The following is a 24,861-nucleotide window of genomic DNA, read 5'->3' as shown; positions in this document are numbered from 1 at the left end:
GAGTGTAACCGCTCGGCCCGCGCGTGCCGCCATCGGCTCGAATGCGGTGTTGAGCGAGATCCGGGGAGCGTTGCGCGATCGACAGGCAAAAGACCGGCGGTGCGCTGCTTTGGTTCGCGCCGGGCAAAAAAAGCGCCGCGCCGGGCGAGGGCGCGGCGGTTTTCGCGTGCGGCGTTCACTTCGCCGGATTGGCGTCGGAGGCGGCGGACGGCGTCGCGCCCGTTGCTGCACCTGAGGCGGCGCCGGCTTCGGCGAACGTCAGACGGTCGCCGTTTTCCAGCACGAGAAAGAGCGATTGCGGATGGCGCATCTGCACGCCGGAGCGGGCGATATGCGAGAGCGCTTCCAGGAAGGGCCCCTCGATCTCGCCGCCCGCGCCGATGCACGCCATGCGCGTGCCGCCGAGCTGGCTGAACGAGATCAGGCCGTTCTTGAGCGCATAGGCGCCGAAATAGCGGTTGCAGCCCGAGAAGCCGCTCGCGCGGCGCTGGCCGGTTTCGGTGGAAAGATCGAGCGTGAGCGGGCGCGCGTCGGGGTTTTCGGCGCTGCCGCTGCCGGTGCTGGGGTTCGCTCCAGGCACCGCGCGCAGCGTGCCGTCGGCGCGCTTCCATTCCACGAGCTGCCAGTGCGTGTTGTCGAGCAGTTGCGTCGTGGCGGGATTGAACGGATCGGGCAATGGCGCCGAGGCGTCCGTATGCACGGGCAGCTTGCATGCGCAAACCAGAAGGGCCGCGGCGAGCATCGCCGCGCGCGAGGCGAGCGGCCGCGCGAAAACGCCATGGGCAGGGCGCTGGCGCTGGCACGGACTCTGGCTGTCAAGCATCGCATCGTTCCTCGTAATCGGCGAAGGCGTAAGCGTAACGCACCGCGCTGCAGCACGCGAGCGCAAACGTGCGGGCGCCGCTCGCACGAAGGCCGTGCGCCAGTGCCGCAAAGCGCCTCGCGGCGGCGAGCCTGCGTGTTAACATCGGCGCTCTCACGCATTTGCGCACCACCGTCATTCTGGAGACACCATGCAAACCCGCCCCCGCATCGGCACGCCGCTTTCCGCTACCGCTACCCGTGTCATGCTGCTCGGCGCGGGCGAGCTGGGCAAGGAAGTGATCATCGCGCTGCAGCGTCTCGGTGTCGAAGTAATCGCCGTCGATCGCTACGCAAACGCGCCCGGCCATCAGGTCGCGCATCGCGCGCACGTGATCGACATGGCCGATCCCAAGGCGCTGCGCGCACTCATCGACGCGGAGCGTCCCCACCTCGTCGTGCCCGAGATCGAGGCCATCGCCACCGACGCGCTCGCCGACGTCGAAGCCGAAGGCATCGCCGAGGTGATTCCCACCGCGCGCGCCGCGCAGCTCACGATGAACCGCGAGGGCATTCGCCGCCTCGCCGCCGAGGAACTCGGCCTCGCCACTTCGCCCTACGCGTTCGCCGATTCGCTCGACGAGCTGAAGGCCGGCATCGCCAAAGTCGGCTATCCGTGCGTGGTGAAGCCGGTGATGTCGTCGTCGGGCAAGGGGCAGTCGGTCGTGCGCAGCGATGCCGACGTCGAGCGCGCCTGGGAGTACGCGCTGGCGGGCGGCCGCGTGAATCGCGGGCGCGTGATCGTCGAGGGGTTCATCGAGTTCGACTACGAGATCACGCAGCTCACAGTGCGCGCGATCGATCCGGCAAGCGGCCAGGTGCAAACCTGGTTCTGCGATCCGATCGGCCACCTCCAGATCGACGGCGACTATGTCGAGTCGTGGCAACCGCAGCCGATGAGCGCCAAGGCGCTCGAGCGCTCGCGCGAAATCTCGCACAAGGTGACCGAGGCGCTGGGCGGGCGCGGCCTGTTCGGCGTCGAGCTGTTCGTGCGCGGCGACGAGGTGTGGTTCTCGGAAGTGAGCCCGCGTCCGCACGACACGGGGCTCGTCACGCTCGCCTCGCAACGCTTCTCCGAGTTCGAGCTCCATGCGCGCGCGATCCTCGGCCTGCCCGTCGATACGACGGCGCGCGGCCCGGGCGCCTCCGCCGTGATCTACGGCGGCATGGACGCGCGCGGCATCGCGTTCGAAGGGGTGGCACAGGCGCTGGCCGTGCCGGGCGCGGACTTGCGTCTCTTCGGCAAGCCCGAGAGCTTCGTGAAGCGCCGCATGGGTGTGGCGCTCGCCACGGGCGCCGATACCGGCGAGGCCCGCTCGCGCGCACGCGCGGCGGCTGCGGCGGTGCATCCCGTGCTTCCCGTCGCAGGCGGCGAAGCGCAGTAAGCGTCTGCGTCCCGCACGCAGCGCTGGCCGAGCGCAAGGCGGCCAGCGCGCGTCCCGGGTTATCGTGTGGGCGATCCCTGCGCGCGCGGCAGCGGTGCGTAGCACCGGTGGCCGCAGGGGCAATCGCTACACACGGAGAACGGAATGATCGAAGGTCGTCGAAGCGGCGCGGACGGGGGCTTTTCCCCAGGTGCAAACCGCGCAGTCCGGTCGCGCCGCGCGCTCGCGCTGGCGTGCGGGTTCGCCGCCGCGCTGTCCATGAACGTGGCCCGGGCGGCCGGCACCGCTCCGCTCGAAGTCCGCGACATCCAGGTGCAGGCGCGCCACACGTTCAACTACACCTGCGCGAACGGCAAGACCTTCAAGGTCACCTATCTCAATGCGGCCAACGGCCAAAGCTTTGCGCTCGTGCCCGTGAACGGCCGCAAGCTGCTTTTCGTCGGCGTGATCGCGGCCTCCGGCGTGAAGTACGTCGCCGACCGCTACGCCTGGTGGACCAAGGGCCCCGGCGCGGACCTCTACGACACGATGTCCGACGCGAGCCCGAAGCCGGTCGTCTCCGGCTGCGCGACGATCATGCGCTAACGCGCCGCGCACGCTTCACGACGCATTCCGCCCTGGCGGAGTAACCTGTCGGCCTGCATGAACATGCATGAAGGGTAAAGGCCGGCTGCCACCCGCGCCGTCGGCCACGCTCCAGCCAACGAGGTGGTCGATGAAAGCATCGGATCTGTTCGTGAAGGCGCTCGAAGCCGAAGGCGTCGATTATGTGTTCGGTATTCCCGGGGAAGAAAATCTCGATCTACTCGAATCGCTGCGGCGCTCGAAGATTCGTCTGATCGTCACGCGCCACGAGCAGGCCGCGGGCTTCATGGCCGCCACCTACGGGCGGCTCACCGGCCGCACCGGCGTGTGTCTGTCCACGCTCGGGCCCGGCGCCACCAATTTCGTGACCGCCGCCGCCTACGCGCAGCTGGGCGGCATGCCCATGCTGATGGTCACGGGGCAAAAGCCCATCAAATCTAGCAAGCAGGGCCACTTCCAGATCGTCGACGTGGTGCGCATGATGGAGCCGCTCACCAAGTACGCGCGCCAGATCGTCTCCATCGGCAATATCCCCGCGCTCGTGCGCGAGGCGTTTCGCCAGGCCGAGCAGGAGCGGCCCGGCGCCGTCCATCTGGAGCTGCCCGAAGACGTCGCCGACGAGGAGGGCGACGGCAAGCCGATTCCGAAGAGCTACAGCCGCCGGCCCGTCGCTGAAGAGAAGGCGGTCGCGCACGCGGTCGCGGCCATCTGCTCGGCGCGCCATCCGCTCCTCATGATCGGCGCGGGCGGCAACCGCAAGACCACGCGCAACGTGCTGCGCGAATTCGTCGACGAAACCGGCATCCCGTTCTTCACCACGCAGATGGGCAAGGGCGTGATCGACGAATCGCATCCGCTCTGGCTCGGCAACGCCACGCTCTCCGACGGCGACTTCGTGCACCGCGCGATCGAGCACGCCGACTGCATCATCAACGTCGGCCACGACGTGATCGAAAAGCCGCCGTTCTTCATGCGCAGCGCGGAGGACAAAACGGTCATCCACGTCAACTTTCTCGGCGCGGAAGTCGACCCCGTGTATTTCCCGCAGATCGAGGTGGTGGGCGACATCGCCAACGCAGTGTGGCAACTGAAGGAGCGGCTCAAGCCGCGCGAGCATGCGTGGGACTTCGCCCGCTTCGAAGAGATCAAGCGCCATTTCGAGGCGCATCTCGCCCGTGGCCAGCACGACGAGCGCTTTCCGATGTACCCGGTGCGGCTCGTGCACGACGTCTACGCCGCGATGCCCGAGGACGGCATCCTGTGCCTCGACAACGGCATGTACAAGATCTGGTTCGCGCGCTACTACCGCGCGCGCGAGCCCAATTCGCTGCTGCTCGACAACGCGCTCGCCTCGATGGGCGCGGGGCTGCCTTCGGCCATCGCCACGAAGATCGTGCATCCGGCGCGCAAGGTCGTGGCCGTGTGCGGCGACGGCGGCTTCATGATGAATTCGCAGGAGCTGGAGACGGCCGTGCGCCTGAAGCTCGATCTCGTCGTGCTGCTCTTGCGCGACGACGCCTTCGGGATGATCCGCTGGAAGCAGGAGAACATGAACTTCCCCGACTACGGGATGACGCTGCAAAACCCCGACTTCGTCGACTATGCACGCAGCTATGGCGCGCATGGCCACCGGGTGGGCGCGGCCGATGCGCTCAGGCCGCTTGTCGAGCAGTGTCTCGCGCAGCCCGGCGTGCACGTGATCGACGTGCCCATCGATTACTCGGACAACGAGCGCGTGCTCAACCGCGAGATCAAGCGCCTGAGCGCGCAGCTCTGAGGCACCCTTCAACGGAGAATTCGCATGCTCAAACCGACCTATCCGTATTACCTGGCCAACGAGGCGGTCGCCGCCAACACCGATCTCGAGGTCACCGACAAGTACAGCGGCGAAGTCGCCACGCGCGTCGCGCTGGCCGACGCGAAAGCCATCGACAAAGCGATTGCCGCCGCCGAAGCCGCCATGCCCGCGATGCGCGCGTTCCCCCCGTTCAAGCGCCAGGCGGTGATCGATCACTGCGTGGCGCGCTTTCGCGAGCGCTTCGACGAACTGGCGATGGCGCTGTGCATCGAGGCGGGCAAGCCGATCAACGATTCGCGCGGCGAGGTCACGCGCCTCATCGACACGTTCCGCGTGGCCGCCGAGGAAAGCGTGCGGATCGATGGCGACATCGTGAACCTCGAGATTTCGGCGCGCGCGAAGGGCTATCACGGCTACGTGAAGCGCGTGCCGATCGGGCCGTGCTCGTTCATCTCGCCGTTCAATTTTCCGCTCAACCTCGCCGCCCACAAGGTCGCGCCGGCGCTCGCGGCGGGCGTGCCGTTCGTGCTCAAGCCCGCGAGCCGCACGCCGGTGGGCGCGCTCATCATCGGTGAGGTGCTCGCGCAAACCGATCTGCCCAAAGGCGCGTTCTCGATCCTGCCCGCGCACCGCGATGGCGCCGATCTCTTCACCACCGACGAGCGCTTCAAGCTGCTCTCGTTCACGGGCTCGCCCGCGGTGGGCTGGGATCTCAAGAAAAAGGCCGGCAAGAAGAAAGTGGTGCTCGAGCTGGGCGGCAACGCGGCGGCCGTGGTCGATGGCGACCAGGGCGGCAAGCTCGACTACGTGGTCGACCGGCTCGCGTTCGGCGCGTATTACCAGTCGGGGCAGAGCTGCATCGGCGTGCAGCGCATTCTCGTCCATGCGTCGATTTACGACGCGCTGCGCGAGAAGCTCATCGCCAAGGTCAAGACGCTCAGGATGGGCGACCCGAAGGACGAAAAGACCTTCGTCGGGCCGATGATCTCGGAGTCCGAGTCGAAGCGCCTCGCGGGCTGGATGGAGAGCGCGGTGCTCGCGGGCGCGAAGATCGTCGCGGGCGGCAAGGTCGATGGCGCGATGTTCGAGGCCACGCTGCTCGAAAACGTGGGCCGCGACACCGATCTCTACCGCAAGGAGGCGTTCGGGCCGGTGGCGATACTGGAGCGCTTCGACGACTTCGGCGAGGCGCTGGACATCGTCAACGACAGCGATTTCGGCCTGCAGGCGGGCGTATTCACCGATTCGCTCGCCAACGCTCACCGCGCCTGGGACGGGCTCGACGTGGGCGGCGTGGTGATCAACGATATTCCGTCATTTCGCGTCGATAACATGCCGTACGGCGGCGTGAAGGACTCGGGGCTCGGACGCGAGGGCGTGCGCTACGCGATCGAGGACATGACCGAGCTGCGCCTGATGGTGATGCGCGAAACGTGGTGAGCGGGCCGTCCGAAAAAAGTGCGATGTTTCGCCGCATGGCGCGCGGGGCGTTCCCGTGCGCCCGATTTGCAGAATGCCTGCCCCGCTGCCATAGGGATTTATGCCAAGGTGCTACAATACCGGCCTTTCGGCCCTTTGTGCCTGCCGCCGCTGGCGGCCAGAACCCGGCAGCAGCCAACGTGAGGCCTGCCGGGGCGGATTGAAATGCGGCCCGAGAGCGGCCGGGCAGCGGCGTGGAAAGCCGCCGACCCGGCGAGCCAGCGTGATCTGCCGCCGGTAAGCCGATCGAGCGGTAAGGGCGAAGTTGGCGATGGCGCCGACGAAAACGCCGGAACCCGATCCGAATCGAGCGGGAATTGAGCGGGAATTGAGCGAGTCTGCCCGGATTGCACCCGAGCGAGCGCGGCAACGGAGCCGGCGCCCCCGGCAGACCTTCTCGACGTTCGGTGGCCAGCCGTCTGGCGGCCGGCCCGAGCGAGCATCCCGCCCGTCGCCGCAGGGCGCGCCCTCTTTGTGGCGCGGGCCTGCATCGACCTGCTGCATTGACCTGCAATACCAGCAGTGACCTTTTGAGGCGCTCCCGCGCCTCGCGCGCGAAGCGCCTTTATAGCGAAGCCACCATGTCCGACACAGCCGTCAAGCCCAGCACTGCGACCTTCGACCAGTTTGGCCTTGCACCCGAAATCCTCAGGGCCATCAAGGAGCAGGGCTACACGACGCCCACGCCGATCCAGGCGGAGGCGATTCCCGTGGTGCTCACGGGTCGCGACGTGCTGGCCGCGGCGCAGACCGGCACCGGCAAGACGGCGGGCTTCTCGCTGCCGATCCTGCAACGCCTGTTGCCGATGGCGAGCACGAGCGCATCGCCCGCGCGCCACCCGGTGCGCGCGCTGATCCTCACGCCCACGCGGGAGCTGGCCGACCAGGTCGCCAACAACGTGCGCACCTACGCGATGCACACGCCGCTGCGCAGCGCGGTGGTGTTCGGCGGCGTGGACATGAATCCGCAGTCCGACGAGCTGCGCCGCGGCGTGGAAATCCTGATCGCGACGCCGGGCCGTCTGCTCGACCACGTGCAGCAGAAGAACGCGAACCTGGGCCAGGTGCAGATGCTCGTGCTCGACGAAGCCGACCGCATGCTCGACATGGGCTTCCTGCCCGACCTGCAGCGCATCCTGAACCTGCTGCCGACCGAGCGCCAGACGCTCTTGTTCTCGGCCACGTTCTCGGCCGAGATCAAGAAGCTGGCCGCGACTTACCTGCGCACGCCGCAGACCATCGAAGTCGCGCGCAGCAATTCCACCGCGACCAACGTCACGCAGGTCGTCTACGAAGTCCCCGAGGGCGACAAGACCGGGGCGGTCGTGCAGCTGATCCGCGACCGGGGCCTGAAACAGGTGATCGTGTTTTGCAACAGCAAGATCGGCGCAAGCCGCCTTGCCCGCCTGATCGAGAAGCAGGGCATCGTCGCGGCGGCGATTCACGGCGACCGCTCGCAGAGCGAGCGCATGCAGGCGCTCGACGCCTTCAAGCGCGGCGAGATCGAAGCGCTGGTGGCAACCGACGTCGCCGCGCGCGGTCTCGACATCGCCGAACTGCCGGCCGTCATCAACTTCGACCTGCCGTTCAACGCCGAAGACTACGTGCACCGCATCGGCCGCACGGGCCGCGCGGGCGCGTCGGGCGACGCACTGTCGCTGTGCAGCCCGAACGAGAAGAAGCAGCTCGCCGATATCGAGAAGCTCATCAAGCGTCCGCTCACGGTCGAGCGACTCGTGGTCGACGTGCCGGTCGCGCATCACGAGGGTGGCGGCCGCCGCCGCGAGCGCGATGGCTACGAAAGCCGCGAGGGCCGCGAAGGCCGTTCGGAGCGCGGCGCCCACCGCCGCGTGGCATCGCATGAGCGCACCCATCATCACCGCGCGCAACCCATCGACGACTTCTTCCTGAAGCCCTACGAGCCCTCGCCGGGCGCTCGCAACAAGGTCGAGGACAAGCCCGCGAGCGCCGCGCCGCAAAAGGCGCAGACGAAGCAGCCGCTCGCCGCGCTGCTGGGCGGTCTCGGGTCGTCGTGGCGCAACAAGCCGACGTCGTCTTCGTCGAACTGAGTCGGGGCGCGCGCAGGATCCGCGCGCGAGGCAAGGGAAAACGGCATGGCGCCTCGAGCGACATGCCGTTTTTGCTTATGCGGCTGGCAATTGGGCGAGCCGCCGCTTCCAGGCGTCGATCGCTTCGGCCTGGAACGCTTCGAGCGTCGATGGCGCGGGGTGGCGAAGCGCGAGCCCCAGATGCCGCGCGGCATCCATCAGCGCTTCGAGCGGTCGCGAGGCATCGAGCGCTTGCGCGCCGGTTTGCTTCGAGAGCTTTTCACCTTCCGCGTTCATGACAATGGGCACGTGCAGATACGCGGGCGTGGTCACGCCGAGGCACTGCTGGAGCCAGATTTGCCGCGCCGTCGAATCGAGCAGATCCGCGCCGCGCACCACGTGCGTGATGTGCTGTTCGGCGTCGTCCACGACCACGGCGAGCTGGTACGCCCACTGGCCGTCCGCGCGCAGCAGCACGAAATCGCCGACCTCGGTCGCGAGGTTCTGTTGCTGGGGACCTTGCCAGCGGTCGTGAAAACGGATCAGCGCGGGATTGCCGTGCGCGCTTGCGGGAGCGTCGTCCGGCACGCGCAGCCGCCACGCGCGCGCGGGCTTGCCGTGCAGGCCGTCGCGGCAGGTGCCCGGATAGATCAGCGTGGTGTTGCGCTGGTGCGCGCGCAGCTGCGAATCGGCGATTTCCTTGCGCGTGCAGCCGCACGGGTAGACGTGCCCCGAGGCGATCAGGCGGTCGAGTGCCGCGCGATACAGACCGGTGCGGCGGCTTTGCCACTGGGGCGGCTCGTCAGCGTGAAAGCCGAAGGCGGCGAGCGTCGCGAGGATGTCCTCGGCCGCGCCCGGCACGGTGCGCGGACCGTCGATGTCCTCCATGCGCACGAGCCACGCGCCGCCGTTCGCGCGCGCATCGAGCCAGCTCGCGAGCGCCGAAACGAGCGAGCCGAAATGCAGCGGGCCGGTGGGCGAAGGCGCGAAGCGCCCGCGATAGCCTTGGGAGGGCACGCCCACGCGCGTCTTATGCCGCCTGCGCCGGAAACGCCGCAGCCGCGTCCGCGCGCTGGGGATGGCACGCCGGGCAGCTCTTGCCGGCCACATAAAGCGGCGACGCCTGCGCGGCGGGCGTGACGACGGCACGGCACGCGAAGCACTGCACCGTGTCGGTCGGGTCGAGCTGCGGATTGAGTGCGGTGCGCTGGTCGAACACGAAGCAGTCGCCGTTGTAGTGCGCGCCGCCCACTTCCTCGAAATACTTGAGGATGCCGCCTTCGAGCTGATAGACGTGCTCGATGCCGACTTCCTTCATGTGGATCGCGGCCTTCTCGCAGCGGATGCCGCCCGTGCAAAAGGACACGACCGTCTTGCCTTCGAGATCGGCGCGATTCGCCTCGATGACGCCGGGGAATTCGCTGAACTTGCTGATGCGATAGTCGAGCGCGCGATCGAACGTGCCGACGTCCACTTCGAACGCATTGCGCGTGTCGAGCATGACGACGGGGCGGCCTGCGTCGTCGAAGCCGCGGTCGAGCCATTGCTTGAGCACGACGGGCGCCACCGACGGCGCGCGGCCTTCCTCGGGGCGGATCGCGGGCTTCTTCATCGTGATGATCTCGCGCTTGAGGCGCACGAGCATGCGGTTGAAGGGCCGCGTTTCGGAGAAGCTTTCCTTGAACCGCAGCGTCGCGAACTTGCCCTCGAAGAGCGGATCGTGGTTGATGTAGTCCATGAACGCACGCACGTTCGGCTCGTCGCCGGCAACGAACAGGTTGATGCCTTCCGGGGCGAGCAGGATCGTGCCCCGCAAATCGAGCGACTTGCAGCGTTCGAGCACGAGCGGGCGCCATTCGGCGGTTTTCTCGAGCGTGGCGAACTGGTAAGCGGAGAGATTGAGGATACGCATGGTGCAACTGAAAAGGTGCGCGACTGGAAGCGGACGCGCGCATGAAAACCAGAGCCGGACGTGCGCACTGCCGGTTCCCCGCATTGGGAATCGATCGGAAATCGGGCAGGGTGCGCGCCGGGCGCAATCCGCTATTATCCCCCAATCGCACGTCGCGCCACCTGCGGCGTAATCGACGCGCCATGCGGCGCCCTTGAGTTCGTGCAAGGCCTTGGTCCACGCCACCGTCACGTGCGCATGCGATCGCGCGCCGAAATTCGCGCGACCCTGGAGGTACAATCACGGCCATGTCAGATCCCCGCTTCGTCCATCTCCGCGTCCACTCCGAATTTTCGATTGCCGACGGCATCGTGCGCCTCGACGACCTCGTCAAGGCGGCGGCGAAAGACGGCCAGGGCGCGCTCGCGCTCACTGACCTCGGCAACGCATTCGGCCTCGTCAGGTTCTACACCGAAGCCCGTGGCAAAGGGGTCAAACCCATTGCCGGCTGCGACGTCTGGATCATGAATCCCGACGACCGCGACAAACCTTCGCGGCTTCTGCTGCTCGTGAAGAACAAGCGCGGCTACCTGAACCTGTGCGAGCTGCTTTCGAAGGCGTGGCTCACGAACCAGCATCGCGGCCGCGCCGAAGTCGATGTCGCGTGGCTCGAACAAGGGCTGGCTGAAGGGCTGCTCGCCATCTCGGGCGCGCAGCAGGGCGACGTGGGTCTCGCGCTCGCGGCGGGCAACGTCGAAAGCGCAAAGCGTCACGCGCAGCGCTGGGCGAAGCTGTTTCCGAACGCGTACTACATCGAACTGCAGCGCTGCGGGCAGCCCGGCGGCGAGCAGTATGTCGAGCAGGCGGTGGCGCTCGCGGCGGCGCTCGGGCTGCCCGTGGTCGCCACGCATCCCATGCAGTTCATGACCGACGAGGAATACACCGCGCACGAAGCGCGCGTGTGTATCTCCGAAGGCGACATCCTCGCCAATCCGCGCCGCCAGAAGCGCTTCACGACCGAACAGCGGTTTCGTACGCAGCAGGAAATGGCCGCGCTCTTCGCGGACATTCCCTCGGCGATCACGAACACCGTCGAAATCGCCAGGCGCTGCAATCTCACGCTCGAACTCGGCAAACCGAAACTGCCGCTCTTTCCGACGCCCGACGGCATGTCGCTCGACGACTACCTCGTGCAGCTTTCGAAGGAGGGCCTCGAAAAGCGCCTCGTGCAGCTTTACCCGAACGAGGCCGAGCGCGAGAACGAGCGCGCGCGCTACAACGAGCGTCTCGATTTCGAGTGCGGGACCATCATCAAGATGGGCTTCCCGGGCTACTTCCTGATCGTCGCGGACTTCATCAACTGGGCCAAGAACAACGGCGTGCCGGTCGGCCCGGGCCGCGGCTCGGGCGCGGGCTCGCTCGTTGCGTACGCGCTCGGCATCACCGATCTGGATCCGCTGCGCTACAACCTGCTGTTCGAGCGCTTCCTGAATCCGGAACGCGTCTCGATGCCCGACTTCGACATCGACTTCTGCCAGCACGGGCGCGACCGCGTCATTCAGTACGTGAAGGAAAAGTACGGCGCCGATGCGGTCTCGCAGATCGCCACCTTCGGCACGATGGCAGCCAAGGCGGCCGTGCGCGACATCGGCCGCGTGCTCGACCTCGGCTACAACTTCACGGACGGCGTGGCCAAGCTCATCCCGTTCAAGCCGGGCAAGCACGTCACCATCGCCGACGCGATGAAGGAAGAGCCGCTCCTCCAGGAGCGCTACGACAACGAAGACGAAGTGCATCAGCTGCTCGATCTCGCGCAGCTCGTGGAAGGTCTCACGCGCAACGTCGGCATGCACGCGGGCGGCGTGCTGATCGCGCCCGGCAAACTCACCGACTTCTGCCCGCTCTACACGCAGGGGGACGAAAGCGGCGTCGTGAGCCAGTACGACAAGGACGACGTGGAAGCCGTCGGCCTCGTGAAGTTCGACTTTCTGGGCCTCACCACGCTGACCATCCTCGACTGGGCCGAGCGTTATATCCGCATGCTCGATCCGTCGAAGAAAGACTGGTCGCTCGCGCAGGTGCCGCTCGACGACGCGCCGTCGTTCCAGATCCTCAAGAAGGCCAACACGGTTGCCGTGTTCCAGCTGGAAAGCCGCGGCATGCAGGGCATGCTGAAGGACGCCCAGCCCGACCGCTTCGAGGACATCATCGCGCTCGTGGCGCTGTACCGGCCTGGCCCGATGGATCTGATTCCGAGCTTCTGCGCGCGCAAGCACGGCCGCGAAGTGGTGGAGTATCCCGATCCTCGCGTGGAACCTGTCCTGAAAGAGACCTACGGCATCATGGTCTACCAGGAGCAGGTGATGCAGATGGCGCAGATCATCGGCGGCTACTCGCTGGGCGGCGCCGACCTGCTGCGCCGCGCGATGGGCAAGAAGAAGCCCGAGGAGATGGCCAAGCACCGCGAGATCTTCGCGGAAGGCGCCGCGAAGAACGGCCTCACGCGCGAGAAGTCCGACGAGATCTTCGACCTGATGGAGAAGTTCGCGGGCTACGGCTTCAACAAGTCGCACGCCGCGGCGTACGCGCTCCTCGCTTATCACACGGCGTGGCTCAAGGCGCACCATCCGGCCGAATTCATGGCGGCGAACATGTCGCTCGCCATGGACGACACCGACAAGGTGAAGATCCTCTTCGAGGACTGCATCGCGAACGGCATGAAGGTGCTGCCGCCCGACGTCAACGCGTCGGCGTATCGCTTCGAACCGGTCGCCGACGAGCACGTCGCCGAGGGCAAGCGCTCGCGCACGATCCGTTATGGCCTGGGCGCGATCAAGGGCAGCGGCCAGAACGCCATCGAAGAAATCTTGCGTGCGCGTACAGAGGGCGGTCCGTTCAAGGACCTGTTCGACTTCTGCGAGCGTGTCGATCGCCGTCTGGTGAACCGCCGCACGATCGAAGCGATGATCCGCGCCGGCGCGTTCGACACCATCCATGCGAACCGCGCGCAACTGCTCGCCTCCGTGCCGATGGCGATGGAAGCCGCCGACCAGGCGAGCGCCAACGCCATGCAGGCCGGTCTGTTCGACATGGGCGACGCGCCGCTCGCCGCGCACGAACTCGTGGACGAGCCCGCGTGGGGCGAGAAGCGCAAGCTCCAGGAAGAGAAGGGCGCGCTTGGCTTTTATCTCTCGGGCCACCTCTTCGATGCCTACAAGGACGAAGTGCGCCGCTTCGTGCGCCAGAAGATCGGCGAATTGAAAGAGGGGCGCGACAAGCTGATCGCGGGCGTGATCGCTTCGTTGCGCACGCAAATGACCCAGCGCGGCAAGATGCTGATCGCGCTGCTCGACGACGGCACCGGCCAGTGCGAAGTGACGGTATTCAACGAGCAGTTCGAGGCGCACAAGGCGCTCTTCAAGGAAGACGAGCTGCTCGTCGTGCAGGGCGGGGCGCGCAATGACGCGTTCACGGGCGGCATTCGCTTCACCGTCGATACCGTAATGGATCTGGAGCGTGCGCGCAGCCGCTACGCGCAAGCCGTGAAGGTGCAGGTGAATGGCAACGCCAACGCGGGCGCGCTGCGCACCGTGCTCGAAGCGTATCGCGCAAGGCCCGACGACTCGCTGCCGGCGCCGGCAGAGCAAACGCGCGGCCGCGGCGGGTTCGGGCGCGATCGCGGCGAGCGTTCGCAGGCGGTGATTCCCAACGGACTCGCGGTGCAGATCGCCTACCGCAACGATCGCGCGGAAGGCGAGGTGCGCCTCGGCGACGCCTGGCGGGTCAAGCCTACGGACGATCTGCTCGCGGCGTTGCGCGGCGAGTTTGCCGGGAGTTCGATTGAGATCGTTTACTGAGGAAGCGTAGAGCGAGGAAGCGTAGAGCGCGGCAACGCGCTTTTTCCCTCGCCCGTCTCAACGCGCTTGACTGGCGAGTTCGGCCAGACCGCGCTCGGCACGCACGGTGCCGTCCGCAATGCGCACCTTGACCCGTTCCTGATTGGGGCTCGCCTGCGTGCGCGGCTGCTCGCGATGCCACAGGTGGAAGATTTCCGTCGCGTAGGCGCCGAGCTTGCGGTGCACGCCGCAGTTGGCGAGCCGCACCACGAAGTCGGCGTCCTCATGCCCCCAGCCGGTGAAGCTGGTATCGAACCCGTTCACACGCTCGATGTCGCTGCGCCAGGCGCTCATGTTGCAGCCCTTGATGCCGCGCCACTTGAATTGCTCGACGTCGCGCCACTTTCCATCCGGCAGCTTGACGAAGAGGGGGGCGATCTTGTTGACGTGGCCCGAGAGACGCTGCTTCGCCCAGAAGCCGAAGCCCTGATCCGCCAGGGACATTTTTTTGCCGATCACCTGCTGCGTGAGTGTTTCGTCGAGCAGAATGCGGCTACCGGTGATGATGGCGCACTCGCTTGCGAGTTGCCGGTGGCGCTGGACGAAATCGTGCTGCGGCACGCAGTCGCCGTCGAGAAAGATCAGATAGTCGCCGCGGGCTCGCACGATGCCCTTGTTGCGGATCTCGGCCAGGCGAAAGCCCTCGTCCGGGTGCCATACGTGCTCGATGTGCACCGCGCCCGCTTGCGCGCAGCGCTCGACCGTTTCGCGGGTTGCATCGGCCGAGCCGTCGTCCGCGACGATGATTTCGTAGCGTGTGTCGGATTGCGCGCCCAGTCCGGCGAGCACGCGCTCGAGCGCATCGGGCCGGTTGTAGGTGCTCACGATCACGGAGATCAGCATGTCGCGGCGTGTGTTCATCGGCCCCCCGAGGCTTCGTCGCGGGCCTTTGTCGTGGCCGTCTGCTGTGTTTCCAGCAGCATCAGCTTGAGGTAGCGGTAGTAGGTGCCTTCGGCGTTGGAGATGGCCAGCACGAAGCCCATCTTGCCGTCGAGGAAGCCGCGCTGGATGATCCAGCTGCGCACGAAGGACCAGAAACCATGTAGCAGCGCCTTGCGCAGGCCACCGCGCTTGCCGCGCGCCGCGCCCTGGGTCGCACCGTAGCTCGAATAGCTGTCGATCTTGCCGAGCACTTCCGAGAAGTCGCGGAAGCTGTAATGAATCAGTGGCTCGGCGAGCGTGCCCACGCGCGCCTCGGGCGCGGCGATCACGCGCTCGTGAACGAGATCGTTCGAGAAGCGGGCGGCGTCGCGGCGAAAGAGCCGCGTGACGTAATCGGGCGACCAGCCGGAGTGGCGGATCCACTTGCCGCAATAGTTCGACTGGCGGGGCAGGCGGAACAACTCGGCGCCGTTCCCTTTCACGCTCGCAAGAATCTCGTCGCGCAGGGCGGGGGACACGCGTTCGTCGGCGTCGAGCGAGAGAATCCAGGGGGCGCGGGCCATCTCGAGCGCGCGCTGCTTCTGCGGCCCGAAACCGGGCCAGTCGGTTTCGACGACCCTCGCGCCGAACTCGCGGCAAATGGCCTGGGTGCCGTCCGTGCTCCCCGAGTCGAGCACGACGATTTCGTCGACCCAGCCGTGCACGGAAGCAAGGCAGTCGCGAATATCGTGTGCTTCGTTTTTGACGATGACGATGACACTGATCGCATCGGGTTTGGCGCTGTCGTTCATCGGCGCTGGCTCGCGATGGCCCGAAGAAGATGGAGAAGATAGGAAGGCCGGATACGGCTGGCTCGGCATCGCAGAAGGGCTGGCCGTGGCCTCGCCGTGACCCCGCAGTGGCCTTGCAGTGACCTTTTGGTGGCCTGGCCCGGAACCGCGTGCATTCGCGCGCCGAAGCCGGACCGGTGAGTATATACAAAAACGCATCCCGCGACGAAATCGCGAAGCCGCATGCCGCGGCGCGCTCCCGGACGGTTTCGCATCTCGCGCAGCAGCCGGGCGGATCGATCGACTCCGGGGCCGAACGTTTACAATGGCGTACCTGTTTGCCGGGAGGCGGGCAGATCTACCTGTATCTAGAGGAAATTTTGAGCGAGAGATCAACCTTGAGCAAGCCGATCGGCTCCGGCACGAAGTCGTCGCCGGTCGAGATCGGCCGGCGGCTGTGGCCGTATGTGAAGCCGCTTATGTGGGTGCTCCTCGCAGGGGTGGTCGCAATGGGCGTGGTGGCCGCCACCGAGGCAGGCATTCCCGCGCTGCTCAAGCCGCTGCTCGACCACGGCTTCGGGACGCGAGGCGACCACAAGGCGCGATGGCTGGTGCCCGTCGCGGTCATCGGGCTGTCGCTCGTGCGCGGCGTCGCGCAATACGCGTCAGGGTATTTGCTGCAATACGTCTCGAACCGCGTGCTGCTCGCGCTGCGGCTCAAGATGTTCGAGCGCATGATCCACGCGGGTGTCGGCTTCTTCCAGCGCGAAACCGCGAGCACGGTCATCAACGCGATCGTGTTCGAGGTCAACCAGATTCTCGGCGTGCTGCTCGGCGTGCTGGTCACGCTCGTGCGCGATTCGCTCACGGTGATCTTTCTCCTGGGTTACCTGTTCTACCTGAACTGGCGTCTCACGCTGATCGTCGCCGTGCTGCTGCCCGCCATCGGCTGGCTCGTCAGCAAGATCAACAGGCGTTTGCGGCGCTTGAATCGCGAGCACCAGATGCTCACGAACGATCTGTCCTATATCGTCGAGGAGACCGTCGGCGGCTACAAGGTCGTCAAGGTTCACAACGGCGAGGACTACGAAAAGGAGCGCTTCGGCGAAATGAGCCGCCGGCTGCGCGGCTATCAGATGCGCATGACGGTATCGGGCGGGCTCGCGCAGCCGCTCACGCAGTTCCTCGCTTCGATCGCGCTGGCGATCGTCATCACGATTGCGGTCGTGCAGGCGTCGAACGACCAGACAACGGTGGGCGGCTTCGTGGCGTTCGTCACGTCGATGCTGCTCGTGATCTCGCCGCTCAAGCATTTGATCGACGTGAACCAGCCGCTGCAACGCGGCATGACGGCTGCCGAGCTGATTTTCGGCCTCATCGACGAGCCGCCCGAGCCCGCCGGCGGTGGCTTGCCGCTCGCTCGCGCGCGCGGCGAGGTGGAGTTCCGCGACGTATCGTTCGCGTATGGCGCGAGTCGCCGGGTGACGCTCGATCATGTGTCGTTCCGGATCAATCCCGGCGAAATGGTGGCGCTCGCCGGGCCGTCGGGCAGCGGCAAGACCACGCTCGTGAATCTGCTACCGCGCTTTTTCGATCCGAGCGGCGGCCAGGTGCTCGTCGATGGCGTGCCGATCACCGATTACGACGTGCATGCGCTGCGCAACCAGATCGCCATGGTGAGCCAGGACGTGGTGCTGTTCAACGACACGGTCGCGAACAACGTCGCCTATGGCCAGACGGCCGACCGCGCGCGTGTGGAGCGCGCGCTGCGCGCGGCGAACCTGTGGGAGACCATCTCGGCGCTGCCCGAAGGCGTCGACACGCTGATCGGCGACAACGGCATGAAGTTCTCGGGCGGTCAGCGTCAGCGCCTGGCGATCGCCCGCGCGATCTACAAGGACGCGCCGATCCTGATTCTCGACGAGGCGACGTCGGCGCTCGATTCGGAGTCGGAGCGCCACGTGCAGGCGGCGCTGGAAACGCTGATGCGCGGACGCACGACGCTCGTGATCGCGCACCGCCTGTCGACGATCGAGCGCGCGAGCCGCATTCTCGTGATGGATGGCGGCCGCATCGTCGAATCCGGCACGCACCAGGAACTGCTCGCGACGAGCGGGATGTACGCGCACCTGCACAAGATCCAGTATCAACAAAGCGCTGCTTGATCCGGCTGCGCAGTGGCGCGGCGCGCGAGCTCCGCGCGTCGCCATCATGAAGGTGCAGGGGCGGCGCGACGTGCGCGCCGGGGGCAAGAAGGCCGCCTCAGGCAGCCGAGGGGGCGGCGGCCGGTTCGCGGGCGGCAAGTTGCCGCAGCGCCGCGCCAACGACCTGCGCGGGCGGGATGGTATTGACGTTGCCGCTGCCCTGCAGGCCAATGGAATGACAGGCCTGGGTCAAGCGCAAGCGAGGCGGTTCGCGGTGCGAAAACAGCGAAACGCCAGGCGTGCCGGTGGTGTGGGCGACGTGCATCAGTCCACCGTCGGCGCCGAGGAATAGTTCGGCGTGCGCGACGATCTCGCGTGACTGGAGGAACGTGAGCTTGCCGGTCAGCGAGCGAATGCGCACGTTGCGGGGTGCGTGCGCGCACAGCTGCTGCGCGATCTGCGCGCCGTTGTCCGATCCGAGTACGACGATTTCCTTTGCCGCGCTCGCGTCGTCGTAGTGGCTCAGCAACTCGATGACTTCGGACCAGCGTTGATATGTGCGATCCGGGTCCACGCCGCCGGCCGCGACCACGATGAACGGCCGGCCCGGCAACAAGTCGCGCACCGACTCGCGCGTTGCCGCGCGGCTGGCCAGATAGGGCTTGCTGACGGTCGCGAGCGTGGCGGCGTCGTGGCCCAGCGAGAACACGTCGTTGATGCCGGCGTAGCTGAAGCAGGTCTGGTTACGGTCCGGGCCGTTGAAATAGCGGAACAGGCCGGCGTAGGGCAGATGCGCGAAGTGCCGGGTCTTGAGGCGAATCGACGGGAGGTTGTATTCGGACAGGAGAACCGCGTCGTAGCGGCTCGCGTCGACTTCACCCGGGTCGCCGTATACCTTGCCGAATACGTCGTCTTCGTTGAAAAGCGGAACCAGCGACGGCAGGGCGAGCAGATCGACGCTCACGCCCTTGCCCTTGAGAAGCGCGCGGCCGGCCATGTCCATCGTGGCGTCGCCGAAATTGCGTTTGGCGTAGATCCACAGAATCCGCTGCGCGGGATCCAGATGCGCGCGTTCGAGGCGTAACTGGCCGTGCGCCCTCAGAAGGATCTGCTTGTGCAGATATTTCTTCGCGATCTTGAGCCGGCTGGTGCTGGCGAGAAACGCCTCCGGCTCGTAGGGCACGCCCTGATACGGGATCACAGTCGACCGGGAAACGGCATTGTCGATCCAGCTACGCGGCGAAAACCACGAAATGGTTGAGTTGCTCTGCTGAAACACGGGTCTAGTGTATTTCCAGATAACCGTTCATTGTAGCACGGCTGTAATCGCAGGGTGCCGCGGCGGGCCCCGGTCGTTGGTGGCCGCCGGCTTTGCCAGCGCGGAATTGGCAGCGCCGTCTCGAAAGGGGGGGATGTATGCGTACAATAGTGGGTTTCCCGTCATGCTTCGCACCCATAAAGCCGCGTAGTGAGGACGTCACGCGGGGACGGAGTGATCCCGCCCTTACCGACCATAGCAGTGTAGCGATGCCGACAGCAGTTACGATCGATTCCCGACGCACGGAGCCCGGCGACTGGCTGACCGCGCTCTTTCTCCTCGCTTTTCCCGCCATCGCCATGCTCGTCCAGGGCGCCTCGAGCGCCGTGTCGATCGGCGCGGCGGTCATCTCGCTTGGCGCATTGTGCTGGCGGCCCGCCGGTGCGCCGTATGCCTACGCGCGCCCCGACCGTCTCGCACTGGCGTTTTGCATCGCGCTGGGTAGCCCCGTGGCGGCCGTGGCGCTCAGCACGCTTGCGCATGGCCATCTCGTGCTGCGGACCTGGGACTCGCCGTCGCGCTTCCTGCTCGCGGTGCCCGTCTTCCTCGCCTTGCGCCGCGCGCCTGCGCGGATCTTCGCCTGGGCCGATCTATCCTTCACGTTTGGTGCCCTCTCGGCACTCGCCATTGCGCTGTTCCTGCCCCGCGACTGGGGCGACGGCCGCATCGGCAGCGCGTTCCTGAATCCGATCCATTTCGGCGACCTCGCGCTCGCGCTCGGCGTGCTCTCCGCGATTGCGCTGAACTGGTGGCGCAAGGATTCGGCGTTCCTGCGCGCGCTCAAGATCGCCGGCCTCTTTGCCGGTCTGGGCGCCTCGCTGCTGTCCGGCTCGCGCGGCGGCTGGGCGGCGATTCCGCTCGTTGCGCTGCTCATCGTCTGGGAACTCGGGCGCAACAAGACCTGGCACTGGAAGGTGGCGATGCCGGTTGCCGTCGTGCTGATGCTCGGGCTCGCGTACGGGCTGTCGGGGACGGTGCGCGGGCGCGTCAACGACGTTTCGTCCGACCTGACGCAGTACATGCACGGCCACCGCGACACGCCGGTCGGCGTGCGTCTGCAACTCTACGAGGCGGCCTCTACACTGATCGCCGAACATCCGGTGCTGGGCCTGGGCGGCGACGGGTTTCGCGACAAGATGAACTCGATGGCCAGTCAGGGCGCGCTCACCCCGGTGGCAGCGATGTTCGGCAAGGGCGAGGTCCACAACCAGCTGCTCGCCTATATGGCCAACTACGGCATCGTGGGCGGTCTTGCGCTACTTGCGATCTACGTCGTGCCGGCGGTCTTTTTCGCGGCGAAGCTGAAGTCCGGGTCGAGGACGACGAGGCGTACGGCGCTCATGGGCCTCGCTTTCGTCCTGATGTTTTTCGTCTTCGGGCTGACGGTCGAGACCTTCGACCTGAAGAGCACGGTGGCGTTCTACGCGACCGTGATTGCCGTCCTCGCGGCGATTGCGGAACGTGCGAATAACAAATCGGACCCTTCATAGGGCGCACCTTCATGTTCAGCATTCTGATCCCGACCTGGAATAACCTGCCGTATCTGAAGCTCTGCGTCGACAGCATCCGGCGCCATTCCGCGTTCGAGCACGAGATTCTCGTGCACGTGAACGACGGCAGCGACGGCACCCTCGAATGGGTCCGCGAGCAGGGCATACGCCATACGTGGAGCAAGGGGAACGTGGGCGTCTGCATCGCCGTCAACGATGTGGCGCGTCTCGCCTCGCGCGAGTGGATCCTGTTCATGAACGACGACATGTTCTGCACGCCGGATTGGGACACTGCTTTCGTCGACGCGCTGCGCGAGATCGGCGAGGCGCCGGCCTATCTGGCCTCCCAGATCATCGAGCCGACCGATACCGGCAACGGCCTCGTGACCGTTGCCCATTTCGGCACCGGCCCTGCCGATTTCGACGAAGCGGCGTTGCTCGCTTTTGCCGCGAAGATGGATACCGCCGATCGCGACGGCATCGCGCTGCAGCCCACCCTGGTGAGCCGCGAGCTGTGGCTGCGGGTCGGCGGCTACAGCATCGAGTTCGGGCCCGGCATGAGCAGCGACGACGACTTCCTGATGAAGCTCTGGCTGGTGGGCTGCCGCACGTTCCGATCCGTCGGCGCGAGCCGCATCTATCATTTCGGCTGTCGCACGACGGGACGTATTCGCCGCAACCGCGGCGGTCGCGAATTCCTCATGAAATGGGGCGTTTCGCAGCGCGATTTCAAGCGCAACTACATGAGCCGCACGGCCGGCGCCGCGCCGGGCACGCTGCCGAACGTGCCGCGCCCCAACTTCGTGAGCCGTCTCAAGCGTGTGATGTACGCGTTCGGCCTTTACCCGACCGAAGATCTCGAGGCGTGGGAGCCCGATCTGCCGTCGCAGCTTCAGCACACCGCCTCGCTCAAGGAGACCGCCACGGCGCGCCGGTAACACCTCGCTCGTCGCTATCTGCGTGAGAGGAGGCGAACGGAAGGCGTCAGATGGCGCGAGGCACTTCGGCTTCGCTGCCCACCGCTTCACCTGCATACGACTCTTGCTGCAATTGCGCGAGCAGCGTGCAGGCTTGCGCGAGCGTATCGCCCGCCATTGGCCGGAACGCGAAGTGCAGCGATTTTTCGAGCTTCGCGAAATTACGCCGTGTGCTGCGGGTGTAGGCGGGATCGTAGTGCTCGGCCACGAGCGTCTCGTAAAGCGTAGCGCGCCGATCCTCGTCGAGCAGCTTGCACCACGAGTCGATGCGCTCGCGCCCGTGCAGCGGAGTGAGCTTTTGCAGTTGCTCGCGAAAATACCCGCGCTCGCCGAATAAATGTCCGTACTCCTCGAGCAGCAACGCGATTCGTTCGTCGCGCGCGACATCGAGGACGACACAGGGCGCGCCATGAAGGCGTTCCACGAGCGCGGGCGGCAGCGTGATGACGCCGATGCGCCGGCTCTCCGCCTCGACGAACACGGGCTGCGTGGCATCGAAGCCGCGCAGCGTCTGCACGAGCGCCGTATCGAACGACTTCTGAGATGGCTGCGCGCGCGTTGGCAATGCGCCCAGCAAGGAACCCCGATGCGCGGCGAGCGCTTCGAGATCGAGCATCTGTGCGCCAGCGTTGCCGAGCGCCTTCAAGAGGCGTGTCTTGCCGCTCCCTGTCGGCCCGGCGAGCACGATATAGCGAAACGCACCCGGCAGCGTGCCGAGCGCTTCCACGACTGTGTGCCGGTAAGTCTTGTAGCCGCCATCGAGCTGACGCGCGCGCCAGCCGATCATGTTGAACCACGCCGTCATCGAGCCCGAACGCTTCCCGCCGCGCCAGCAATAGATGAGCGGACGCCAGTTGCGCGGACGGTCGGCGAAGAGCGTGTCGAGATGGGCGGCGATGTTGCGCGCCACCATCGCAGCACCCACGCGCGTCGCCTCGAAGGGCGAGTCCTTGTACATCGTGCCGACGATCACACGCTCCTCGTTGCTGAGCACGGGCGCGTTGATCGCACCGGGAATATGGTCCTCGGCAAATTCGAGCGGCGTTCGCACGTCGACGATCTCGTCGAATTCGCCGATGTGTTCGATGGTGACGCGCTGGTGATCCAACTGCGATGCTCCGGTGATGCGCTACGGGATATCGCGCTACATGAGCACGATGTCGTACTGCTCCTGACTCAAATTCGATTCCACCTGCAGCGAAACCGGCTTGCCGATGAAGTCGATCAACATGGCGAGGTGCTGCGATTCCTCTTCGAGAAACAGGTCGATGACCTGCTGCGAAGCCACCACGCGAAACTCGCGCGGGTTGAATTGCCGCGACTCGCGCAGGATCTCGCGCAGCACGTCATAGCAGACGGTGCGCGGGGTCTTCACCTGCCCCTTGCCGAGACACGTCGGGCAGGGCTCGCACAACACGTGCGCCAGCGATTCGCGCGTGCGCTTGCGCGTCATCTCCACGAGGCCCAGCTGCGAGAAGCCGTTCACGGTCACGCGCGTGCGGTCGCGCGAGAGCGCTTTCTTGAGTTCGCCGAGCACCTGATCGCGATGCTCGACGTTCTCCATGTCGATGAAGTCGATGATGATCACGCCGCCCAGGTTGCGCAGACGCAGTTGTCGCGCGATCGTATGCGCCGCTTCGAGGTTCGTCTTGAAGATCGTGTCGTCGAAGTTGCGCGCGCCCACGTAGCCGCCCGTGTTCACGTCGATGGTCGTCATCGCCTCGGTCTGGTCGATCACGAGGTAGCCGCCCGACTTGAGGTCCACGCGCCGCGAGAGCGCGCGCTGGATTTCGGCCTCGATGTTGTAGAGGTCGAAGAGCGGCCGCTCGCCCGTGTAGTGGTGCAGCTTCGCCAGCACGGCGGGCGTGAACTCGGTGGCGAACTCGGTGAGTTTCTGGAACGTCTCGCGCGAATCGACCTGAATGCGCGAGGTCTCGTCGTTCACGAAGTCGCGCAGCACGCGCTGCGCGAGATTCAGGTCTTGATAAAGCAGGCTCGTGGCGGGCACGCGCTGCGCCTGCGCGAGTATCGTCGCCCACGTCTTGCGCAGATAAGCCACATCGGCGGCGAGCTCTTCGCTCGTGGCGTCTTCGGCGATCGTGCGCACGATATAGCCGCCTTTTTCATCGGCGGGCAGCACGGCCGTGAGGCGTGCGCGCACCGCTTCGCGCTCGGCCTCGCTCTCGATCTTCTGCGAGATGCCGATATGGGGCTCCTGCGGCAAATAGACCAGCGTGCGGCCCGCGATGCTCACCTGCGTGGAAAGCCGCGCGCCCTTCGTGCCGATCGGGTCCTTCACGACCTGCACCATGAGCGTCTGCCCTTCGAACACGGTCTTTTCGATGGGCTGGTGATGCACGGGCGCATGCGCTTCGCCGGCAATGCGCGGATGCCAGATGTCGGCCACATGGAGGAACGCGGCGCGCTCGAGGCCGATATCGATGAAGGCGGACTGCATGCCCGGCAGCACGCGCACGACCTTGCCGAGATAGACGTTGCCGACGCGCCCGCGCGAAAGCGTGCGCTCGACGTGAAGCTCCTGTACTGCGCCTTGCTGGACCAATGCGACGCGCGTCTCCTGGGGCGTGACGTTGATCAGGATTTCTTCATTCATGGTTTGTTCTAGAAGTCGATGCCCGCGGCGCGCAGGAGGGCGGCCGTTTCGAATAGTGGCAAACCCATGATACCCGAATAGGACCCGTCGATTCGCTCGACGAATTCCGCCGCGCGGCCCTGGATGCCGTATGCACCGGCCTTGCCGAACGGCTCGCCGCTCGCGACATAACGTGCGATCGCGGCGGGCAGCGCAGCGGCGAAGCGCACGTGCGAACGCGAGACCGCGATGGGGAGGCACACGCCTTCGGCGTTCACCACGGCGACGGCGGTGAGGACCTCGTGCACGCGGCCGGCGAGGCGTTCGAGCATCGCGTAGGCGTCGGCGGCGTCGTGCGGCTTGCCGAGGATATGGCCGTCGATCGCAACCGTCGTATCGGCCGTGAGTATCGGCGCATGCGCGTGCGCGCCGGCGACGAGCCGCGCGCGGGCGGCGTCGGCCTTCGCGGCGCACACGCGCTCCACGTAGACGGAGGCTTCCTCGCCGGGCAGCGCGGCTTCGAGCGCTTCGGCGTCTTCGTCGGGACGCGGCAGGAGCAGTTCGAAGCGCACGCCGAGCTGCTGCAGCAGCTCCTGGCGTCGCGGGCTTTGCGAGGCGAGATAGACGAACGGATAGGGCGCGTTGGTGGGCATCGGAGCGTCTTTGTCGTTACGGACTTCGGGTTGACGTGCGCGCCTGCCGTCAAGGCGCAGGCGCGCGACGAAAAGCGGCTCGGGCGCGCGT

The 24,861-nt window shown here is 66.3% G+C and carries 18 protein-coding genes; 9 read left to right on the top strand and 9 right to left on the bottom strand.

Annotated features, from left to right (window positions below; all coding sequences use genetic code 11):
• Positions 1-175: 175 nt before the first annotated feature.
• Entirely contained in the window at positions 176-742 is a 567-nt protein-coding gene (locus VSR34_RS20990; RefSeq protein ID WP_342963383.1) for an META domain-containing protein, read from the bottom strand.
• Between the two features lie 271 nt (positions 743-1,013).
• Here VSR34_RS20990 and purT point away from each other — a divergent pair, with 271 nt between their 5' ends.
• From purT to VSR34_RS20965, 5 genes are all read left to right on the top strand, one after another.
• Positions 1,014-2,246 (top strand): formate-dependent phosphoribosylglycinamide formyltransferase, encoded by a 1,233-nt coding sequence (purT, locus tag VSR34_RS20985; protein WP_342963370.1) that lies wholly within the window; start codon positions 1,014-1,016, stop codon positions 2,244-2,246.
• A 258-nt stretch (positions 2,247-2,504) separates the two neighbouring features.
• Positions 2,505-2,831, top strand: a complete 327-nt coding sequence (locus VSR34_RS20980; RefSeq protein WP_036044701.1) for an MliC family protein — start codon at positions 2,505-2,507, stop codon at positions 2,829-2,831.
• 130 nt (positions 2,832-2,961) lie between these two features.
• Positions 2,962-4,608 (top strand): acetolactate synthase large subunit, encoded by a 1,647-nt coding sequence (locus VSR34_RS20975; protein ID WP_028210459.1) that lies wholly within the window; start codon positions 2,962-2,964, stop codon positions 4,606-4,608.
• A gap of 24 nt (positions 4,609-4,632) precedes the next feature.
• Positions 4,633-6,069 carry an aldehyde dehydrogenase family protein gene (locus VSR34_RS20970; RefSeq protein WP_028210458.1) on the top strand — a complete coding sequence of 479 codons (1,437 nt, stop codon included), beginning with the start codon at positions 4,633-4,635 and terminating at the stop codon, positions 6,067-6,069.
• A gap of 620 nt (positions 6,070-6,689) precedes the next feature.
• Positions 6,690-8,177, top strand: a complete 1,488-nt coding sequence (locus tag VSR34_RS20965; protein WP_028230618.1) for a DEAD/DEAH box helicase — start codon at positions 6,690-6,692, stop codon at positions 8,175-8,177.
• A gap of 75 nt (positions 8,178-8,252) precedes the next feature.
• Here the strand turns inward: VSR34_RS20965 and gluQRS are convergent, their stop codons facing one another.
• Positions 8,253-9,173, bottom strand: a complete 921-nt coding sequence (gene gluQRS / locus VSR34_RS20960; RefSeq protein ID WP_342963382.1) for a tRNA glutamyl-Q(34) synthetase GluQRS — start codon at positions 9,171-9,173, stop codon at positions 8,253-8,255.
• Positions 9,174-9,186: 13 nt separating this feature from the next.
• A complete protein-coding gene (locus VSR34_RS20955) occupies positions 9,187-10,068 on the bottom strand; it encodes a sulfurtransferase (RefSeq protein ID WP_342963369.1) in 882 nt (293 codons plus the stop codon).
• Between the two features lie 278 nt (positions 10,069-10,346).
• Between VSR34_RS20955 and dnaE the strand changes: the two genes are divergently transcribed.
• Positions 10,347-13,904 carry a DNA polymerase III subunit alpha gene (gene dnaE / locus VSR34_RS20950; RefSeq protein ID WP_028230621.1) on the top strand — a complete coding sequence of 1,186 codons (3,558 nt, stop codon included), beginning with the start codon at positions 10,347-10,349 and terminating at the stop codon, positions 13,902-13,904.
• Between the two features lie 57 nt (positions 13,905-13,961).
• Here dnaE and VSR34_RS20945 read toward each other — a convergent pair whose 3' ends face one another.
• Both VSR34_RS20945 and VSR34_RS20940 read right to left on the bottom strand, forming a co-directional pair.
• Positions 13,962-14,804: a glycosyltransferase family 2 protein gene (locus VSR34_RS20945; protein ID WP_036018117.1), complete on the bottom strand. Its 843-nt coding sequence runs from the start codon at positions 14,802-14,804 to the stop codon at positions 13,962-13,964.
• On the bottom strand, positions 14,801-15,616 hold the full coding sequence (locus tag VSR34_RS20940; protein ID WP_028230622.1) for a glycosyltransferase family 2 protein: 816 nt from the start codon (positions 15,614-15,616) through the stop codon (positions 14,801-14,803). Before VSR34_RS20940 ends, VSR34_RS20945 begins: the two co-directional genes overlap by 4 nt.
• A 359-nt stretch (positions 15,617-15,975) precedes the next feature.
• On the opposite strand from VSR34_RS20940, the gene msbA reads away from it, so the two are divergent.
• Entirely contained in the window at positions 15,976-17,760 is a 1,785-nt protein-coding gene (gene msbA / locus VSR34_RS20935) for a lipid A export permease/ATP-binding protein MsbA (RefSeq protein ID WP_028230623.1), read from the top strand.
• Between the two features lie 97 nt (positions 17,761-17,857).
• Here msbA and VSR34_RS20930 read toward each other — a convergent pair whose 3' ends face one another.
• Positions 17,858-19,018, bottom strand: a complete 1,161-nt coding sequence (locus VSR34_RS20930; RefSeq protein WP_342963368.1) for a glycosyltransferase family 9 protein — start codon at positions 19,016-19,018, stop codon at positions 17,858-17,860.
• 248 nt (positions 19,019-19,266) lie between these two features.
• On the opposite strand from VSR34_RS20930, the gene VSR34_RS20925 reads away from it, so the two are divergent.
• Together VSR34_RS20925 and VSR34_RS20920 are read left to right on the top strand one after the other, a co-directional pair.
• Positions 19,267-20,547, top strand: a complete 1,281-nt coding sequence (locus VSR34_RS20925) for an O-antigen ligase (protein WP_342963367.1) — start codon at positions 19,267-19,269, stop codon at positions 20,545-20,547.
• Positions 20,548-20,558: 11 nt separating this feature from the next.
• The gene (locus VSR34_RS20920) at positions 20,559-21,485 is read left to right on the top strand and encodes a glycosyltransferase (RefSeq protein ID WP_342963366.1); all 927 of its coding nucleotides are present in this window, start codon (positions 20,559-20,561) and stop codon (positions 21,483-21,485) included.
• A gap of 46 nt (positions 21,486-21,531) precedes the next feature.
• Here the strand turns inward: VSR34_RS20920 and mnmH are convergent, their stop codons facing one another.
• From mnmH to VSR34_RS20905, 3 genes are read right to left on the bottom strand one after another with little or no spacing between them, the layout of a single operon-like run.
• Positions 21,532-22,632 carry a tRNA 2-selenouridine(34) synthase MnmH gene (mnmH, locus tag VSR34_RS20915; RefSeq protein ID WP_342963365.1) on the bottom strand — a complete coding sequence of 367 codons (1,101 nt, stop codon included), beginning with the start codon at positions 22,630-22,632 and terminating at the stop codon, positions 21,532-21,534.
• A 36-nt stretch (positions 22,633-22,668) separates the two neighbouring features.
• Positions 22,669-24,138: a ribonuclease G gene (rng, locus tag VSR34_RS20910; protein WP_028210450.1), complete on the bottom strand. Its 1,470-nt coding sequence runs from the start codon at positions 24,136-24,138 to the stop codon at positions 22,669-22,671.
• An 8-nt stretch (positions 24,139-24,146) separates the two neighbouring features.
• The gene (locus VSR34_RS20905; protein WP_028210449.1) at positions 24,147-24,770 is read right to left on the bottom strand and encodes a Maf family protein; all 624 of its coding nucleotides are present in this window, start codon (positions 24,768-24,770) and stop codon (positions 24,147-24,149) included.
• Positions 24,771-24,861 lie beyond the last annotated feature (91 nt).

It is taken from the genome of Paraburkholderia sp. JHI2823 (genome assembly GCF_038900695.1).
Lineage (GTDB): Bacteria > Pseudomonadota > Gammaproteobacteria > Burkholderiales > Burkholderiaceae > Paraburkholderia > Paraburkholderia mimosarum.
Note: the sequence above shows the minus strand (reverse complement) of the source record. Positions and strands in the feature narration are given on the sequence as shown.